This is a genomic window from Ruegeria sp. C5 (assembly GCF_056537605.1).
In genome coordinates this window covers 1,449,272-1,467,622 of sequence record NZ_JBQFRX010000001.1, presented here as the reverse complement: position 1 = coordinate 1,467,622, position 18,351 = coordinate 1,449,272, and the positions used below count along the sequence as shown (strand labels likewise).

General features: G+C 59.2%; 18 protein-coding genes. 14 read left to right on the top strand and 4 right to left on the bottom strand.

The window, feature by feature from the left end; translation table 11 throughout:
• Positions 1–37: 37 nt before the first annotated feature.
• The 3 genes from ACR0AW_RS07465 to ACR0AW_RS07455 all read right to left on the bottom strand — a co-directional run bounded on the left by ACR0AW_RS07465 (position 38) and on the right by ACR0AW_RS07455 (position 2,341).
• Complete coding sequence (locus tag ACR0AW_RS07465) at positions 38–1,027, bottom strand: glyceraldehyde 3-phosphate dehydrogenase NAD-binding domain-containing protein (protein WP_170397459.1); 990 nt, start codon at positions 1,025–1,027, stop codon at positions 38–40.
• Positions 1,028–1,081: 54 nt separating this feature from the next.
• The gene (locus tag ACR0AW_RS07460) at positions 1,082–1,405 is read right to left on the bottom strand and encodes a hypothetical protein (RefSeq protein WP_170397457.1); all 324 of its coding nucleotides are present in this window, start codon (positions 1,403–1,405) and stop codon (positions 1,082–1,084) included.
• Positions 1,406–1,507: 102 nt separating this feature from the next.
• Positions 1,508–2,341: a bifunctional allantoicase/(S)-ureidoglycine aminohydrolase gene (locus tag ACR0AW_RS07455; RefSeq protein WP_170733281.1), complete on the bottom strand. Its 834-nt coding sequence runs from the start codon at positions 2,339–2,341 to the stop codon at positions 1,508–1,510.
• Between the two features lie 176 nt (positions 2,342–2,517).
• Between ACR0AW_RS07455 and ACR0AW_RS07450 the strand changes: the two genes are divergently transcribed.
• From ACR0AW_RS07450 to ACR0AW_RS07430, 5 genes are all read left to right on the top strand, one after another.
• Complete coding sequence (locus ACR0AW_RS07450) at positions 2,518–2,874, top strand: hypothetical protein (RefSeq protein WP_170404458.1); 357 nt, start codon at positions 2,518–2,520, stop codon at positions 2,872–2,874.
• Between the two features lie 222 nt (positions 2,875–3,096).
• Positions 3,097–4,332, top strand: a complete 1,236-nt coding sequence (locus tag ACR0AW_RS07445) for an acyl-CoA dehydrogenase family protein (RefSeq protein ID WP_170626491.1) — start codon at positions 3,097–3,099, stop codon at positions 4,330–4,332.
• 15 nt (positions 4,333–4,347) lie between these two features.
• Positions 4,348–5,148, top strand: coding sequence for a thioesterase family protein (locus ACR0AW_RS07440; RefSeq protein ID WP_170626490.1), 801 nt, complete (start codon positions 4,348–4,350; stop codon positions 5,146–5,148).
• A gap of 69 nt (positions 5,149–5,217) precedes the next feature.
• Positions 5,218–5,865 (top strand): DUF1007 family protein, encoded by a 648-nt coding sequence (locus ACR0AW_RS07435; RefSeq protein ID WP_170565006.1) that lies wholly within the window; start codon positions 5,218–5,220, stop codon positions 5,863–5,865.
• The gene (locus ACR0AW_RS07430) at positions 5,850–6,785 is read left to right on the top strand and encodes a HoxN/HupN/NixA family nickel/cobalt transporter (RefSeq protein ID WP_170733280.1); all 936 of its coding nucleotides are present in this window, start codon (positions 5,850–5,852) and stop codon (positions 6,783–6,785) included. Before ACR0AW_RS07435 ends, ACR0AW_RS07430 begins: the two co-directional genes overlap by 16 nt.
• 2 nt (positions 6,786–6,787) lie before the next feature.
• On the opposite strand, the gene truA is transcribed toward ACR0AW_RS07430, so the two are convergent.
• Positions 6,788–7,555 carry a tRNA pseudouridine(38-40) synthase TruA gene (gene truA, locus ACR0AW_RS07425; RefSeq protein WP_170397443.1) on the bottom strand — a complete coding sequence of 256 codons (768 nt, stop codon included), beginning with the start codon at positions 7,553–7,555 and terminating at the stop codon, positions 6,788–6,790.
• Between the two features lie 107 nt (positions 7,556–7,662).
• On the opposite strand from truA, the gene ACR0AW_RS07420 reads away from it, so the two are divergent.
• The 9 genes from ACR0AW_RS07420 (at position 7,663) to ileS (ending at position 18,232) form a co-directional block, all read left to right on the top strand.
• A complete protein-coding gene (locus tag ACR0AW_RS07420) occupies positions 7,663–9,078 on the top strand; it encodes a YcjX family GTP-binding protein (protein WP_170564644.1) in 1,416 nt (471 codons plus the stop codon).
• Positions 9,075–9,530, top strand: a complete 456-nt coding sequence (locus ACR0AW_RS07415) for a GNAT family N-acetyltransferase (protein WP_170511433.1) — start codon at positions 9,075–9,077, stop codon at positions 9,528–9,530. Before ACR0AW_RS07420 ends, ACR0AW_RS07415 begins: the two co-directional genes overlap by 4 nt.
• On the top strand, positions 9,523–10,512 hold the full coding sequence (locus tag ACR0AW_RS07410) for a YcjF family protein (RefSeq protein WP_170733279.1): 990 nt from the start codon (positions 9,523–9,525) through the stop codon (positions 10,510–10,512). The genes ACR0AW_RS07415 and ACR0AW_RS07410 overlap by 8 nt, the downstream gene beginning before the upstream one ends.
• A gap of 54 nt (positions 10,513–10,566) precedes the next feature.
• Positions 10,567–11,277: a VIT1/CCC1 transporter family protein gene (locus ACR0AW_RS07405; protein ID WP_170733278.1), complete on the top strand. Its 711-nt coding sequence runs from the start codon at positions 10,567–10,569 to the stop codon at positions 11,275–11,277.
• Between the two features lie 86 nt (positions 11,278–11,363).
• Positions 11,364–11,564: an NAD-dependent epimerase/dehydratase family protein gene (locus tag ACR0AW_RS07400; protein ID WP_170733277.1), complete on the top strand. Its 201-nt coding sequence runs from the start codon at positions 11,364–11,366 to the stop codon at positions 11,562–11,564.
• Positions 11,561–11,857 (top strand): DoxX-like family protein, encoded by a 297-nt coding sequence (locus ACR0AW_RS07395; RefSeq protein WP_480438824.1) that lies wholly within the window; start codon positions 11,561–11,563, stop codon positions 11,855–11,857. The genes ACR0AW_RS07400 and ACR0AW_RS07395 overlap by 4 nt, the downstream gene beginning before the upstream one ends.
• Positions 11,857–12,348 carry a DUF2269 domain-containing protein gene (locus ACR0AW_RS07390; RefSeq protein ID WP_170733276.1) on the top strand — a complete coding sequence of 164 codons (492 nt, stop codon included), beginning with the start codon at positions 11,857–11,859 and terminating at the stop codon, positions 12,346–12,348. Before ACR0AW_RS07395 ends, ACR0AW_RS07390 begins: the two co-directional genes overlap by 1 nt.
• A 101-nt stretch (positions 12,349–12,449) precedes the next feature.
• The gene (locus tag ACR0AW_RS07385) at positions 12,450–15,158 is read left to right on the top strand and encodes a DUF2339 domain-containing protein (RefSeq protein WP_170733275.1); all 2,709 of its coding nucleotides are present in this window, start codon (positions 12,450–12,452) and stop codon (positions 15,156–15,158) included.
• 164 nt (positions 15,159–15,322) lie between these two features.
• The gene (ileS, locus tag ACR0AW_RS07380; protein ID WP_170733274.1) at positions 15,323–18,232 is read left to right on the top strand and encodes an isoleucine--tRNA ligase; all 2,910 of its coding nucleotides are present in this window, start codon (positions 15,323–15,325) and stop codon (positions 18,230–18,232) included.
• Positions 18,233–18,351: the final 119 nt, after the last annotated feature.

The following is an 18,351-nucleotide window of genomic DNA, read 5'->3' as shown; positions in this document are numbered from 1 at the left end:
TCTTGAAGTAATCCGCAGCGTGCTTCAGCGCTGCGGATTACCCGGCGTTTGCCATCAGGCGCGCGACATCCAGCATGCGGGCTGAAAACCCCCATTCATTGTCGTACCAGCCAAAGACCCTGATCTGCCTCTCTCCAATCATGCGCGTCTCGGGCCCCGCCACCACCAGTGACTCAGGGCGGGACCGCAAATCAGATGACACCAAGGGCAGATCGGTCCATCCCAGCACGGCAGAAGCTGCGACCGCGTCGCGAAAGGCTTGGTCGAACTGCTCAGCGCTCATGCCACGTTCAAGCGTGGCGACAAGATCAACGGCAGATACGCTGGCCGTCGGAACACGCACCGCGGCCCCCGACACACGACCGGCCAGGTCTGGCAAGACGATATCAATCAAATGCGTCGCGCTCGAGGTCGTGGGCACCATCGACAATGCCCCGGCGCGCGATCGGGCCAAATCCCCGCGTGGCGCATCGACCATCGGCTGGCTGTTTGTATAGCAGTGGATGGTGGTCATGTGCCCGGACACAAGCCCGCCGATTTCATCAATCAGCTTGACGAGCGGTGCCAGACCATTGGTGGTGCAGGATGCATTTGAAACGATCCGTGCGCTGCCCAATTGATCTTCGTTTGCCCCCAGCACCAGTGTGACTTCGGCAGCGGGTGACGGACCGGAAATCAACACTTTATCCGCCCCAGCAGTCAAGCCCCGGCTGGCCACGTCGGATGTTCGCGCGATGCCGGTGCAATCGAGCATGACATCGACGCCGGACAGATCGACCTGTGCCAAATCGGCGCTGTGAGACATCAGAATAACGCGGCCATCGATATTCAGTGCTTCACCTTCGGTCGTGACCGAACCCTGATAGGGGCCAAACGTGCTGTCATATTTGAACAGGTATGCGCATGTTTCCAGCGGTGCGATATCGTTGATCAGCACTAGTTCTACATCCGAATGCTGCGGCAGGCTTAAGACCTGACGCAGAATGGTGCGGCCGATACGGCCGAATCCGTTGATCGCGAGTTTCATGCGCAAGCTATGGCAGGCAGATCAGGCGATCTCAATCAAAGTATTGTACCAATTTCAGTTGCAGCTGACCTGCGAAAAGAACTGGCCCGAAATGTTCTGATACATGCTGGAATAGATCGCCTTGCAGCCAGTCGCCTTCTGTATCGCGGCCATTGCCTGGATGGTGCGAAGACGTGGCGGCGGGCCAAAGGGGTTCAGATTGTTATTATCCCGCGTCGCCCGATAAACCACAGGCGCGTCCGAGACCTGCGTCACCGCCCATGTGCGGCTCATGACGAAAACGGATTTGGTTTCTTCCTTGGCTGCGACCGGGGCGGCGTTGAACGCCGAAAGGCCAAGGGTGGCAACCAGTGCAATCATCGTACCGCGCAGTAACATCGAACAATCTCCAGTGCTGAAAACTCATTTGATTTCATCAGATTCCAGCGATTCTGTGAACCCCTTTACCAGAACTTGACCCGGTAAAGCCCCGATCGTCAGCTACCTAGACGGTACAGACAACGGCATGTGCCTATTCACATCCTTGTACAACAGATAGCGAAACCGTCCCGGTCCGCCTGCGTAACAGGCCTGCGGGCAGAAAGCGCGCAGCCACATGTAGTCACCGGCCTCGACCTCGACCCAATCCTGATTGAGCCGGTAAACGGCCTTGCCCTCAAGCACATAAAGGCCGTGTTCCATCACATGGGTTTCGGCAAAGGGAATCACGCCACCAGGTTCGAAATTGACGATGTTGACATGCATGTCGTGACGCAGGTCCTGCGGATCGGTGAAGCGGGTGGTAGACCAGCGGCCTTCGGTGCTGGGCATTTCGTTGGGTACCACGTCGCGTTCATTGGTGATGATCGGGTCAGGGGCGGGCAGGCCGGGCACTGCATCATAAGCCTTGCGCACCCAATGGAACCGGGCAACTGAATCGCCATGGTTGTGTAGCGTCCAGTCGCTGCCCGGGGGGATATAGGCATATCCACCGATCTCAAGAACATGATCCGCTTCGTTCAGGGTCAGCGTGACGCTGCCCTCGACCACGAAGATTACCCCTTGCGCATTTGGATCGGTTTCGGGCGTATCGCTGCCACCACCGGGCTGCACCTCCATTATGTATTGCGAGAATGTCTCGGCAAAACCACTCAAAGGCCGGGATAAGACCCAAAGACGTGTATTCTCCCAGAAAGGCAGAAAGCTGGTGACGATGTCGCGCATCGTGCCCTTGGGGATTACCGCATAGGCATCGGTGAACATGGCACGGTCGGTCAACAGTTGCTCTTGCCCCGGATGTCCGCCTGTCGGTGCATAATATTTAGGATGTGTCATCAAATGCCTCTGCTTCGTCTGGGCACAATATGAGGCGATCTCACGGGCGGACCTAGCGCCCGCCTTGCGAAAGGTTTGTTCGGGATAATTTGAAGGTGGCCAAGTGGGGCTTGGCCGCACACGCATAGAGGTATATCTATGGACGTGAAAGTCATTCAAATCGGCGAGGCCCTTTGATGAAAGCCTTTGTTTACACAGCGCTGGTTGCTGCACTTTTTCTAGGGGTGGGTGGAATAGCACAGGCTAAACCACTTTCCCGAATCATCGCGGAAATGGGGTTGAGCCCCGCTGACTTTGAGGTGTTGAACGACACCTCAAACGCGTTGCTGTCGACGGGCACTCCATCCGTGGGGCAGGAGAGGGCTTGGCTCAATCAGGACACCGGCTCGAAGGGGACAATCCGCGTGCAAAGCGTTCAGGGCAATTGTGTTATACTTCAGCACTTTGTGCAGCCTGAAGGTGCTGCACAGGCCCGCGATATCAGAACGCGCCGCTGCAAGACCGCTGATGGGAACTGGATCCTGACACCTTAAAGGCCGTTGCCTTGGCCAGCACCCGAACTAGCACAGCTGCACCCTTGTGATTTGCTCTAGCTAATTTTACCGCAGGCCCCCTGCTGGGCATCGCATTGATGCTGGACCGGGCTCAATTTGCGTGAATGACGTTCCGTCACTTAGCTGGACACGCTCATGGCCACTAAGCCATCCTCGGACCAAAGCCAAAGACCCGCATTGCGCCACAGGGAAGGAATAGACATGACCATGACTTTCGGATTGCGTGAGGAAAACCGCGCCCTGTTACAGCGGGTGAGAGATATGATTCACGACGAGGTCATGCCGCTTGAAGATGAGTATCAGGCAGAAATCAATAAAGGCGATCGTTGGAAATATACCGCGCGACAGGCCGAGATTCTCGAGGGGCTGAAAGCCAAGGCCAAGGCGGCGGGGCTTTGGAACTTCTGGCTGACAGACAGCGACAAAGGTTTTGGCCTCAGTACAGTTGAATACGCCTATTTCGCCGAGGAGATGGGCAAGACGCCCTTGGGGGCCGAAGTTTTCAACTGCTCCGCGCCCGATACAGGGAATATGGAGGTGTTTGAACGCTACGGGTCAGGCGCGATGAAAGAGCAGTGGCTGAAGCCTTTGCTCGACGGGCAGATTCGCTCGGCTTATCTGATGACCGAACCCGATGTGGCCTCATCAGATGCCACCAACATTTCGATGTCCTGCGTGAGGGACGGGGCCGAATATGTTCTGAACGGCGAGAAATGGTGGTCGTCTGGGGCGGGCGATCCGCGTTGCAGGGTCTATATCGTGATGGTCAAAACCGGCGGGGACGATCTGCCAAAGCACCAGCGCCAGTCGATGATCGTGGTCCCAGCAGACGCGCCCGGGATCGAAGTGCTGCGCCCGATGGAGGTCTATGGCCACGACGATGCGCCCCATGGACACATGCACATCCGTTTCACAGAAGTCCGGGTCCCAGCCGAAAACATTCTACTGGGTGAAGGGCGCGGGTTCGAGATTGCGCAAGGTCGCTTGGGGCCGGGCCGTATTCACCATTGCATGCGCGCGATTGGTCAGGCCGAGTCTGCGCTGGAGCAGATGTGCAAGCGTTCACTACAGCGCCAGGCGTTTGGGAAGAAACTGGCGCAGCTGGGGGCAAACTACGACATCATCGCCGAATGTCGGATGGAGATCGAAATGGCCCGTTTGCTGTGCCTCAAGGCCGCCTGGTACATGGATCAGGGCGATGCAAGGGCGGCGGCCCCATGGATCAGCCAGATCAAGGTCGTTGCCCCCAAGGTCGCGCTTAAGGTGATCGATGAGGCCGTGCAAATGTTCGGCGCACAGGGGATCAGTCAGGATACGCCCTTGGCAAATGCATGGACCCATGTGCGTACGCTGCGCCTGGCGGATGGTCCTGACGCCGTGCATCGCCGTCAGGTCGCGCGTGCCGAGTTGAAGAAATACACGCAGGAAAAAGTCTGAGGCGACAGAACCACAATGACATCGGATGTGTTGGGGAAGGCGTATTTCCACCAAAATGCGCAGGGTGTGTTTGTCGGAAATGACCCCACGCGCGGGCCTTGGTCAGCCGATCATTGCCATGCTGGGCCAGTCAGCGGATTGATCGTGCGGGCGGCAGAAACCGAAGTTGGCCCTGAGAAGATGTTGACCCGGTTGACCGTCGATCTGCTGCGTCCATTGCCTCTGGCTGGTTTGCGAGTCGCGGCAGAGACGACACGCCATACCAAGACGCTGGCGACCACACGGGTCACCGTACATGATCTGGACGACACGCTTTGCGCAACCGCCACAACCATGCATATGGTGCGCAAAGACCTTGGGGCCGTGCCCAATGTCGAACTGCCCGCGCCCAGGGTCGAAGATATGGTCGATGGCCCGTTTCCGATCGGTGAGATGCGCCATCAGTTGCCCGGTTTTGCCCATCACTCCCAGATCGGCTATCCCGCTGATGGCAAGCAAGGGGCAGGTCCGAAAACCGTCTGGATGCGTACACCTGCCTTGCTGGAAGGAGAGGACCCGTCGCCGATCCAAGCGCTCTGCCCGCTTGCAGATTGCGGCAATGGCATATCGTGGAACGCGCCCACATCTGAGATGGGTTTCATGAATACCGACCTGACTGTGCAAGTCCACCGCGAGCCTGTCTCGGACTGGCTGGCCTCTGACTCGATCTCGCACTGGCAACCCTCGGGGATCGGTATGTCGCAGTCAGTTCTTTTTGATACGCAGGGGCCAGTTGGGACGGCTTTGCAGACATTGGTCCTGTTCCCGCCGGAGTAAATGGCGGGATTCTGCAGCCTGGTGTTTAGTAGGATTGCCGATACCCGCTGCGCATTCTATCTTTGCAACATGCGCTGGCTTGCCTTCTCCTTGACCTGCCTTCTGCCGATACCGGCACTGGCTCATCCCCATGTTTTTATCGACACGGGGCTAGAGTTCATGGTCGATGACGCAGGCAACCTGACCCATGTGCGTGTGACCTGGGCCTATGATGAGTTCTATTCATTGCTGGTTCTGGAAGACATGCGACTGGATCAGGATGCAGATGGCGTGCTGACCGAGGCCGAAGAGCAGTTTTTAAGCGGCTTCGACGCGCAGTGGGTCGAAGGTTACAATGGCGATCTGGTCATTCGCATGGGCGAAACCGTGATCCCGCTTTCCGGCCCGCTTGAACCGCAGGCCACGACCGAGGATGCCCGCATCGTGACCACACATCTGCGCGCGGTCGAAGGAGACCCTGTTCCGGCGGATGCGCTGTCGATCAAAGCCTTTGATGAGAGCTTTTATACCGCATACGAAGTGACCCGCCCGGTTCTGGTTTCGGGCCCCACGACCTGTGAGATCGAACGGAGCGATCCGGATATCGACAACGAACTGGCCCAGATGCAGGCTTTTTTGCTGACGCTGGATGCCGAGTATGACCTTGAAGAAAACGATATCCCTCTGGTCGGTGAGAAATTCGCAACCGAGATTCGGCTTTCATGTCCAAATACCTGATCGTTCCCGTTGCCATCGCCTGCGGGGTGCTGCTGTGGTTCTGGGGCAGCGGTGGTTTTGACCATCTGGCCGCTTGGGCTGCCGGAGAGCAGCGCGAATTCCAAAACCAGATCGCCCGCGCCCTGCGCGCAGCACGCGCCGAGCAGCCCGAAGCTGTGGCAACGCTACTGACGGTCTGTTTTGCATATGGGTTTTTTCATGCCATCGGACCGGGCCATGGCAAGGTTCTGATCGGAGGATACGGGCTTGGCCGTCGTGTTGCGTTTTGGCGACTTTCTGCAATCAGTGTCCTGTCGAGCCTAGGGCAAGCAGTTACGGCGGTTGTGCTGGTTTATGCCGGGGTATTGGTATTCCAGATGTCACGCGAGTCGCTTGTAGGCACGACCGAACAGGTCATGGCACCGATCAGCTACGGCGCAATTGCCGCTATAGGCCTGTGGCTGGTTTTTCGCGCCATCCGCAGTTTTGCGCGGCGTCACAAAATCCAGGCCTCTCAAACGCACGACCACCATCACCATGCGCATGATCAGGAGCATCACCACAACCACGGAACCTGCTCGGATTGCGGCCATCGCCACGGCCCGACGGCCGAAGAAGTCGCTCAGGTCGGCAGCTTGCGCGAGGCGTTGATCCTGATCGCTGGCATAGCCGCACGCCCCTGTACGGGCGCGTTATTCGTGCTGATTCTGACATGGCAGATGGGTATCGCAATGGTCGGCATCGCGGGCGCATTCGCCATGGCTTTAGGCACCGCAACCGTCACCACTTTGGTCGGTTGGACATCCTTTGGGTTGCGCAGTGGGTTGTTGGCCTCTGCTTCGGCTACGCGCTTTGCATCGGTACTGGCCCCGACCATCGAACTGGTTGCGGGTCTTATCATCGCCGTGATTGCAAGCGGGCTGCTACTGCGGGCCTTGTAGACTTAGCCAAACACCGGTTCGGGATATCCTACCCGTGCCAGATACAATCCTTGCGGCGGGCAAACCGGCCCACAGGCCGCACGGTCAACCGCCTCAAGCGCATCGCGAACGTCTTCGGGCGTCCAAGCTCCGGCCCCCACGCGCTCCAACGTGCCAACAAAGCTACGTACCTGATTGTGCAGGAACGATCGGGCGCGAACATGGAAGTGGATTTCGGCGCCAGAGAAGCCCTGAACCTGTTCCACCCGCAACTCATCCAGTGTTTTGACCGGGCTGGCGGCCTGACAGATGGAGGACCGGAAGGTGGTGAAGTCATGCCGCCCGATCAGCATATCCGCCCCGGCTTGCATCGCCGCGACGTCCAGAGAATGATTGATCTGCCAGACCTGCCCCTTGTCGTGGGTTGCAGGTGCGCGACGCATCAGGATGCGGAACAGATATTGGCGCTCAAGCGCCGAAAACCGTGCGTGCCAATCATCATCCACCCGTGCGGCTTGCACGATGGCAACGGGCTGCGGCTTGAGGTGATAATTCAACGCCTCGGACAGGCGGAACGGGTCCCATTCTTTGACCAGATCGCAATGCGCCACTTGTCCTAGCGCGTGAACCCCCGCGTCGGTACGACCGGCGGCGGCGATTGTGTGGTCTCCGGGTTCGATCCGCGAAAGCGCTAGTTCGATCGCGCCCTGAACCGAAGGCAGCTCCTTTTGCCGCTGCCATCCGGCAAACGGTTCCCCTTGGTATTCGACTTGCAGCGCGTATCTGGGCATGGGGCGCTGGTATCGCGCCTTGGTCGGACGGGCAAGGGGGCGAAAGCTCTGGCAAGTGCCGCAACCGCTACCTATCTTGGGCAAAACGATAATTGCGGGGCGACAGCTTGGTCATCTCATCATTGGCAGACAGTCTGGTGCGCGGCGTCGAATCCGTGGGTGACCGTGTATCCGAGACATTCTTCGAACCGGTCATCCGGCTGGGCGTCACGGGATTGGCGCGGTCGGGTAAGACAGTGTTCATCACATCACTGGTCGCCAACCTGCTGGATCGGGGCCGCATGACCGGTCTTGTGGCGCAGCAAGAGGGGCGTGTCACCGCCAGCTATCTGCAGCCGCAACCCGACGACACCGTGCCCCGGTTCGATTTCGAATCCCATCTGTCGGCGCTGACCGGACCAGCGCCGCACTGGCCGGACAGCACGCGTGCTGTTTCCGAGTTACGCCTGTCCTTCAAAGTCCAGCCCGCAGGTCTGCTTTCGGGATTGCAGGGCCCTCGAACATTGCATCTGGACATTGTGGACTATCCGGGTGAGTGGCTGCTGGATCTGGCCCTACTGGACAAATCCTATGAAGATTGGTCGCGGGACACGCTGGAACACATATCCAATCGCCCACAAGCAGGGGCATTTCTGGCAAAGGTTCAGGCGACCGACCCAACCGCGCCACATGATGAGCCGCAGGCGCAGGACCTCGCCCGCAGCTTCACCGATTACCTTAATGCTGCGCGTGATGCCGGTTTCTATGACTGCACTCCCGGTCGGTTTCTTCTGCCGGGCGATCTGGCCGGGTCTCCTGTGCTGACATTCGCGCCGCTCCCGGTGTCGGGGGCGTCAATTCGGCGTTCACTACACCGCGAGATGGAGCGGCGGTACGAGGCGTACAAATCGCGTGTGGTCAAACCTTTCTTTCGCGACCACTTTGCCCGGATCGACCGGCAGATCGTTCTGGTAGATGCGTTGGGGGCAATCCATAAAGGCCCGCAAGCGGTCGAGGATATGCGCCGCGCGATGGCCGATATCCTGTCGGCCTTCCGCCCCGGTCGCAACGCATGGCTCAACAGGCTGCTGCTTGGCAAGCGGGTCGAGCGTATCCTATTTGCGGCCACCAAAGCGGACCATCTGCACCATCTGCAGCACCCGCGCCTGACCGCGATCATTGAGGCCCTGACCCGTGAGGCCCGCGACCGCGCCAGCTTTGCCGGGGCTGAAACTGCGGCCTTATCGTTGGCTTCACTTCGGACAACGACGGAAGAGATGCGCAGCCATAACGGCGTAGAACTGCCATGTGTGCGCGGCACTCTGCTAGATAGCGGTAAGCAGGCGGCCTTTTACCCCGGTGATTTGCCAGAGGACCCTGCCCATCTGCTGGGCCCCGCGCGCAATGGGGCCGAGCGATGGCTGGGCGAGGACTATGGCAATATGGCCTTTGCACCCGCACATTTGACCCTGAATCCCGGTGACGGTCCGCCACATATTCGGCTGGACCGGGCTGCGCAGTTTCTGATCGGAGACCGGCTGTGAACGTGATCCTTCGCCCCGCTCGCAGTACCGATGCCGGAACCACAGGCGCTATTCTGCACGGGTTCGCCCGCGAAAACGACTGGATGCCTGAACTGCATTCTGAGGCCGAGACCATTGCGTTTTGCGGCAGGATGATTGATCTCGGCTGGGTCACGGTGGCCGAAAAGCAAGGGCAGGTGGCCGGATTTCTGGCGTTGAATGGGGACGAAGTGCAGTCGCTCTATCTGGCGGCCTCGGCGCGCGGGCAGGGGATCGGGCAGCAATTGCTGGATCGTGCCAAAACGCAGCGTCCCACGCTCAACTTGTATGCGTTTCAGGCCAATCCTTCCGCATGCCGGTTCTATGAGCGCAACGGCTTTGTTGAGGTCGCACGCGGCGATGGGTCCGAAAATGACGAAAACCTGCCCGACATCAGATATGTCTGGACGCGCGAGGAGTTGGTCGATGGCTAAAGGCCCTGTTTTGATTGATCTGGAAGACGATGCCTCGACAGTTGATGTCTCGGCCGCGCCTCCTGTTCCAGACATCGCGCCTCCGCAGGGGCAGGCGATGCAGGCAGCGGTACGGTTTGCAGCGCGGAAACCTTCGGTTTTAGCGCGTTGGTTCTGGGGGCTGACATTAGCCGTTGTGGGGGCGGTGGTCTCGGTCGCCGCATGGGATTTCGCCATCTCTCTGCTGGAACGCGCACCAATTCTGGGTTGGATCGTCACCGGTCTGATCGCTGCGCTTTTGCTGGTCGTCCTGATCATTGCACTGCGCGAGTTGGCCGCAATCAGCCGTCTGTCTCGCGTCGATGGGCTGCGGCGCGCGGCGGACACAGCTTTATCAGACGAGGACTTGTCGCAAGCCCGCGCTGTAACCACACGGCTGATTGCGTTCTATAAGGGACGCGATGAAACACGCTGGGGTCGCGACCGTTTGACCGAACGCATGGGAGAGCAATTCGAAGCGGCAACCCTGCTGAGCTTGGCCGAAGACGAATTGCTGGCCCCGCTGGACGCTGCTGCCAGCCGCGAGGTCGAGGCCGCAGCCCGGCAGGTTGCCACCGTTACCGCTTTGGTTCCGCTCGCGCTGGCCGATGTCGCGACCGCGCTGGCAAGCTCATTGCGAATGATCCGACGTATTGCCGAAATCTATGGCGGTCGCGCAGGTTTCTTGGGCAGTTGGCGACTGACCCGCGCCGTATTCGTGCATTTGGTGGCAACGGGTGCAGTAGCGGTTGGGGATGATCTGCTGGAACCGATATTGGGCGGCTCAGTCCTCAGCAAACTGTCCCGCCGGTTCGGCGAGGGGCTGGTCAACGGCGCGCTCACCGCCCGTGTTGGTGTTGCCGCGATGGAGGTCTGCCGCCCGCTGCCTTTCTCGAAACGCCACCAGCCCTCGACCCGTGGCATGATCAAACGCGCGCTCAGCGGGTTGTTCTCCAGGACTTGATCTGGCGCAAGGCCGTGCCTGAACCTGTCCTGCATAAACAGGACGGAGCCAGCCATGACCGAACACGGCCACAGCCAGCAAGAGATTTTCGAACGGATCAATGCGCCTCCGGGGCGTGGGGTTCTGCGCGATGTGGTTTATGGCGGCATCGATGGCTCAGTCACGACATTCGCGATCGTTGCCGGGGTTGCCGGGGCAGGTTTATCGCCTTTTGTCATCGTGGCACTTGGGCTGGCCAACGTGCTGGCGGATGGTTTCTCGATGGCGGCGGGCAACTACTCGGGAACCAAGGCCGAGCTCGATAACATCCACCGTATTCGAGCCATCGAGGAACGGCATATCAAGTTGTATCCGGATGGCGAGCGAAAGGAGGTGCGCGAAATCCTCGCACAAAAAGGCCTTTCAGGCAGCGTTCTGGATGACGCGACGGCTGAAATCACTTCGAACCACGACAATTGGGTCGACCTGATGATCGAGGGCGAATACGGGCTGGGCAGCGTCGACCCGCATCCCCTCAAAGCCGCGATGGCGACGTTCTTTGCCTTTCTGATCGCGGGGATGATTCCGTTGTTGCCGTTCCTCTTATCCGTTGCAGATGCGTTCACGGTATCAGCCTGGATGACTGCGGGCGTATTCTTTGCCATTGGCGCGATGAAAAGCCGGTGGTCGCTTGCCCCCTGGTGGCGATCAGGCGGAGAAACCCTGCTGATCGGGGGTGCGGCGGCAGCTATCGCCTTCTGGGTTGGCTCGTTGTTTCACCCCTGAATGGTGCTGTTGTCGCGGACGGGGTGATCAGGCTGGTCCTCAGAATCTGACCCGCTAGGGTGTTGTAAACCATTGCGAGGCACCTCGTGGCAACGGATCATCCTGAAAAAACTGTTTTGGTGCTAGGCGCTTATGGCTTCATCGGTGCTGCGGTCGTTCGGTCGCTGCATGCGGATGGCGCCTGTGTGAAGGGGCTTGTGCGCAGCCAGAGGACGGCTGAGAGGGTCCTTCCGGATATTGCGCTGATCTCGGGGGATCTACGTGATTTCAAGTCGGCGGCGGATTGACGGGGCTATCGTGGGCAGCCGAGATACTCTCGCGCAATGGTTGGCCCATTGGGATCGCCAACACGAGCGTGGTGTTTTGGTCGATGATCAATATCGCGCTGGGGCTGGCAATCTTGTGGCGTCCGTGGGCCGCACGCGCTTGCCTCGCGCAGGCTGCAATCGCCGCTTTCTATCTGATCGCCGCCACGTTGACGGAGCCTGAACTGTGGCTCGACCCTTTGGGATCGTTGGTCAAGATAGCACCGGCTTTGATGCTATCACTGATCGCGCGATCCATGTTGGAGAGCCGCTGATGGACCCGGACCTGATCCTGCGTTGGCTGCACGTGATCGGAGCATGCGTTCTTCTGGGTACCGGCGCGGGTATCGCTTTTTTCATGCTTATCGCGCACCGAACGGCGGATGCTCGGGTGATTGCTCATACGGCGGGAATCGTGGTGCTGGCCGACACAGTTTTTACGGCCACCTCAGTCATTTTCCAGCTGATCACCGGCGTGTCGCTGGCCTGGCAACTAGGCTGGCAACTGGGCTGGTTGCTGTCGGAGGGTCGGATCGCGATATTACAGTTGCTTTACGTACTGACCGGCCTGTTCTGGCTGCCGGTGGTTTGGATTCAGGTGCGTCTGAGGGATTATGCAAGGCAGGCTGATCGGGATGGTACCTCCTTGCCAAGCAGTTACTACAAACTGTTCCGCAGATGGTTCGCTTGCGGTATTCCGGCCTTTGCCGCAGTGCTGGCGATCCCTTGGCTGATGCTGGCACGCCCTCACATCCTGCTTTTCTAGGCCGATTACCTGAGCAGCAGGCGGTATCCATGCGGATTTCCAGACTATAAACCAGCCTGTCTGCACGGTACGTTTGGCGCATCGCATCCCGGAGGTCTCGGTTGGAATCCTTGCTTGTCCTCGTTGGTCTGATCGTTCTGGCCATTCCTGTTTCGATCATCGCTTTGCTGATTGGTCAATCGCGGTTGCGTAAGCGCGTCGAACAGCTTGAGCGGCAATTGGCCAGGCAAATACCGGAAAGCGGCGCCGAAACCTCCAAGACATCAAGGCCGGAGCCGACGACGACGCAAACCAAGCATGATCCCTGGGCCGCGGCGAAAACCTCATCTACCAATGACGAAAGCCCATCGGATGCGCCGCAGGCCGTTGAGGCCGCCGATCCTCCTGCCACCATCGTTTTTCGTGAGGAAAAGATCGCTGCGCTGGGCGCGTGGTTGCGTGAGAACTGGTTCTATGCGGTTTCGGCGCTGTCACTGGCGTTGGCGGGGATTTTTCTGGTTCAGTACGGGGTTGAAAACGGACTGTTGCCACCGACAGCGCGCGTCATCGCGGCGTTGGTCTTTGGCCTTTTGTTGATCGGAGCGGGTGAAGTGATCCGCCGCCGCTTTGGCGACGATGAAAACTCATCTACTGCATACTTGCCGTCTGTATTCTCGGGCGCAGGTCTGGTGACCCTGTTCGGAGGGGTTCTGGCCGCGCGCCAGCTTTATGATCTGATCGGCCCCGAGGCCGCTCTGGCCGGTCTCGTTATCATCGCTCTGTTTGCGTTGGTCTTGGGATGGTTCCACGGGCCGCTGCTCGCCGCCGTAGGCCTAATCGGAGCCTTTGCCGCGCCCTTTTTGGTTGGAGGCGCATCGGACGATCCTAGTTGGCTTTATGGTTATTTCTTTATCATTGCCATTTTGGGCTTGGGTATCGATACCGTCAGGCGGTGGGCATGGATTTCCATTCTGACGCTAGTGGGTGCATACGGGGCGGCGTTTTTTCTGGTGCTGTCTTCCCCCTCCACGGAACCGGGGTATCTGACCTGTGTGACAGCACTGGCGCTGATTGCGATGGCGATACCCGTGCGCAGTATCTGGCCCGACCACACCGGCCCGATGATTGCCGAAGTCATTCGGCGACGGAAAGGGATTCCATGGCCCGTGTTTCCAACCCGAATTGCCTTTGGTGCGGTTCTCACCAGTTCCATCATCCTGTCGCTGCATTGGTCGGATTCAAGCGGTGAGTTTTGGCTGGGCGTTGCACTGTTTACCGCTTTGATACTGGCGCTGATCCTTTGGACAAAAGCTGCGCGTGCGTTGCAGGATGTGACGGTGCTGCCTGCGTTGGGTCTGATCTGGTTTGTTCTGCTGCACGGGTTGGACGGTGGCTCCGTGTGGCGCGGCTTTGCCGACACATACGTGGAAACGGCCGAGGCCGATTATCCTTGGGTAGTCACGCTATTGGTTGCCCTCGGGGCCTTGATCAGCGTGCTCGCTGCGTGGCGGTCCTTCCACGCCGGGCGCTACGCTGTGGTCTGGGCCGGGGGTGCAGCCCTATATGCTCCGACGCTGGCGATCGCGCTTGAAGTCGGTTGGCAGCCTGCAAACGTGATCGGAGCTTATGCGTGGGCCTTACACGCAATCGCAATAGGCGCGATGATGGTGGTTTTGGCCGAACGGTTTGCGCGGGCCGATGGTGAGAAACGGATGCGGCCTGCCCTGGCAACTCTGTCTGCGCTATCGTGCCTTAGCTTTGCCTGCATCATCGTACTCAGTTCTGCCGCATTGACCGTAGCACTTGTCGCCATGATTGTTGTGGCCGCGGCGCTGGACCGGCGATTTGTTCTGGCTCCGATGAGTTGGTTCATTTGGGCGGGTGTGTTCACGGTGACCGTACGGCTGGTGCTCGACCCGGGGCTCGATTGGGCCGAAACCGCGCCTTTGATCGAAATGACCTTGGTCTATGCAGTGGCGGTTGCCGGGTTCATCATGGGGTGGGCGTTGCTAAGGTCCTTGGACCGCCCGATTGCCTCATTGCTGCTTGAAAGCGCGGCCTGGGCAACGGCGGGAATACTGCTATCGCTCTTGTTGCTGCGTTGGCTGGAAAGCTTCGGAGAAGGCGGCGCGACAGACAGCCATTGGGGGCGGGGGCTGCTGGCGGTGATCTGGCTGCTGCTGGCTTTTGCACAAATACAGCGGTTCGAGCTTGGCGGTAAGCTGAACTACGCGCGTTACGCGCTCGCGGCGTTCTTTGCGGCACACGGCATGATGCGTCTGGTTCAGGCTTTGTCTGAGGCTAACCCGTTGCTCGACCCATTTGCCGATCCCGTGCTCGGCCCGCCGGTGCTGAACACGTTGGCGGTGGCCTATCTGTTGCCTGCGCTGGCCATCGGCTTCTCGGCTTGGCGCGTCGTGACGCAGCCCGTGCTACTGAAGCAGATCAGTTATGGGGTCGCCGGTGCCCTGATCGCGTTTTGGCTGGGGCTTACAATCCGTCATGTCTGGCAGGGGGCGAGTGGCATGTATGAAGGCAACGGCGTCACCCAGCCCGAGCTTTATTCATACACCATCACCTTGTTGGTGGTCGGCGCAGGGTTGTTCTACCAGTCGCTGGCCCGCCGGTCCGATTTGATGCGTAAGGCCGGTTTGGCCGTGATTGGCCTCGCGGTGGCCAAGGTGTTTCTGATCGATATTGCCGGATTGGGCGGGCTGATCCGGGTGTTTTCGCTGTTGGCGCTCGGTCTCGCACTGGCGGGTCTTGCATGGCTCAATCGCTGGGCCAAGCTGCGCCATTCGTCGCAAGACCCGGAACCTCTGGACCATTGAGAGCAGGCGTCCTATAAGCGCGGCCATGTTTGACCGGCTGGCCATCATTATTCGAATTATATCCCCGGCGCTCTGATATCGCGAGACGCCGGGCAAAGGTGCTTGAGTTATCGCACTGACCGCTTCGATCCATACACGACCAGAACATCCTGAGGACGCCCCAAATGTGCGCCGAAACACCTGACTACAAAGACACGCTGAACCTGCCGAAAACCGAATTCCCCATGCGTGCAGGCCTGCCCAAGCGCGAGCCAGCATGGCTGGACCGCTGGGAGAAGATCGGCGTCTATGACCGCCTTCGCGAGAAAGAGGGCCGCAAGCCTTTTACCCTGCATGACGGCCCTCCTTACGCGAACGGCCACCTGCATATCGGCCACGCACTGAACAAGACCATCAAGGACATGATCGTTCGGTCCCATCAGATGATGGGCTACGATTCACGCTATGTACCTGGCTGGGACTGCCACGGTCTGCCCATCGAATGGAAGATCGAGGAACAGTATCGCAAGAAGGGCAAGAACAAGGACGAGGTGAACATCGTCGACTTCCGTCAGGAATGCCGCAAGTTCGCCGAAGGCTGGATCGACATCCAACGTGAAGAGTTCAAGCGTCTGGGCATCACCGGCAATTGGCCCGATCCTTATATCACCATGGATTATCACGCCGAGGCTGTGATCGCAGACGAGTTCATGAAGTTCCTGATGAATGGGACGCTTTATCAAGGCTCGAAACCCGTGATGTGGTCGCCCATCGAGAAGACGGCTCTGGCCGAGGCCGAGGTCGAGTATCACGACAAGGAAAGCTTCACCATCTGGGTGAAGTTCAAGGTTGTGAACACCGGCGATGTGACGCTGGACAACGCTTATGTGGTGATCTGGACGACGACCCCATGGACGATGCCCTCGAATAAGGCCGTGGTCTATGGCGAGGGTATTTCCTATGGCCTCTACGAAGTCACTGGACGCCCCGAGGAGTGCTGGGCGCGGATCGGTGAGCGTTACTTGCTGGCCGATGACCGCGCCGCAGATGTGTTTGCGCGCGCGCGTCTGGATGACACGATGTATCGCCGTCTGTGCGATGTAACGCAGGAAGATCTGGCCAAGATCCAGCTGACCCACCCGCTGGCCGGGGCCGAAGGTGGCAACGGCGAATGGGACGACATTCGCGATTTCCGCGCCGCTGAGTTCGTGACCGACACCGAAGGGACCGGTTTCGTCCACTGTGCACCTTCGCACGGGATGGAGGAATTCGAGCTTTATCGCGATCTGGGCATGCTGGAGCAGGTCATCACCTATAACGTGATGGATGATGGCAGCTTCCGCGCTGATCTGCCGTTCTTTGGTGGCAAATACATCCTGTCTCGAAAGGGCGGTGAGGGTGATGCCAACAAGGCCGTGATCGACAAGCTGGCCGAGGTCGGCGGGCTGCTGGCGCGCGGCAAGATCAAGCACAGCTATCCGCATTCGTGGCGCTCGAAGGCGCCGATCATCTACCGCAACACGCCGCAGTGGTTTGCCTCGGTCGACCGCAAGCTGGAGGACGGCATGGGCGAGATGGGCGACTCCATCCGTGAACGTGCTCTGCGCTCGATTGATGAACTGGTGAAATGGACGCCGCAGACCGGCCGCAACCGTCTGTATTCCATGATCGAAGCACGCCCGGACTGGGTCCTGTCGCGCCAACGCGCCTGGGGCGTGCCGCTGACCTGCTTCACCAAGAAGGGGGCATTGCCGACCGACGCGGACTACCTGCTGCGCAATGACGAACTCAATGCCCGCATCAAAGCCGCGTTTGAGAAGGATGGCGCAGACGTCTGGTACACGGACGGGTTCAAGGAGAAGATCCTCGACGGTATCGCGAACCCCGACGACTACGATCAGGTGTTCGACGTGCTGGATGTGTGGTTCGACTCTGGCTCGACCCATGCCTTTGTGCTGCGTGATCGTGAGGACGGGACCGCGGACGGTATCGCTGACGTCTATATGGAAGGCACCGACCAGCACCGCGGGTGGTTCCATTCGTCGATGCTGCAGGCTTGCGGCACCAAGGGGCGTGCACCATACCGCAACGTAGTGACCCACGGATTTACGCTGGATTCCAAGGGCAACAAGATGTCCAAATCGCTGGGCAACACCATCGTGCCGGAAGAGGTCGTTAAACAATACGGCGCCGATATCCTGCGCTTGTGGGTGGCTCAGACCGATTACACCGCCGACCAGCGGATCGGACCGGAGATCCTGAAAGGGACAGCCGACAGCTATCGCCGCCTGCGCAATACCATGCGGTTCATGCTGGGCTCGCTGGCGGACTTCACCAAAGCGGATCGGGTTGCGCCTGAAGATATGCCGCGCCTGGAACGCTGGGTGTTAAGCCGAATGGCCGATTTGGATGAGCAAGTGCGCAAAGGTTATGCAGCATTTGACTTCCAGGGTGTATTCAGCGCCGTATTCACATTCGCCACGGTTGACCTGTCATCGTTCTATTTCGATGTCCGCAAAGACGCGCTTTATTGCGACGGTGACAGCCTACGCCGCCGTGCCGCGCGGACTGTGCTGGATATCCTATTCCACCGTCTGACCACATGGCTGGCCCCAGTTCTGGTCTTCACTATGGAAGAGGTCTGGCTGGAACGGTTCCCGGCCGATGATAGTTCGATCCATTTAATGGATTTCCCTGAAACGCCCGCTGATTGGCGCCATGAAGAACTGGAAGCCAGCATGGCCAAAGTCCGCCGCGTGCGCCGCGCCGTGACCGCTGCGCTGGAAATTCAACGTCAGGACAAGGTGATCGGATCCAGCCTTGAGGCCGCACCGATCGTGCATGTCGAAGATCAGGAAACCCGCGATCTGCTTGCGACCTTCGACGTGGATGACATGTGCATCACTTCTGGTCTGGCCGTCACAGGCGATCCGGCCCCGGCCGAGGCGTTCCGAGTGCCGGAAATCGAGGGCGTAGCTGTAGTGTTCGAAAAAGCCCAAGGTGACAAATGCCAGCGCTGCTGGAAAATCCTTCCTGATGTTGGGCTGCACGCCCATCCGGGCGTATGCGGGCGATGTAACGAGGCGCTGAGCTGACATTCGAACGGAGCGCGAGAGAGAGATCGCTGATGCGAGGCTCTGCCTCGCGCTCCGAGGTATTTTTGGCCAGATGAAGAGGCGGATCGTCAGGATTCGGGTTGCAGGTGTGGTGAAAC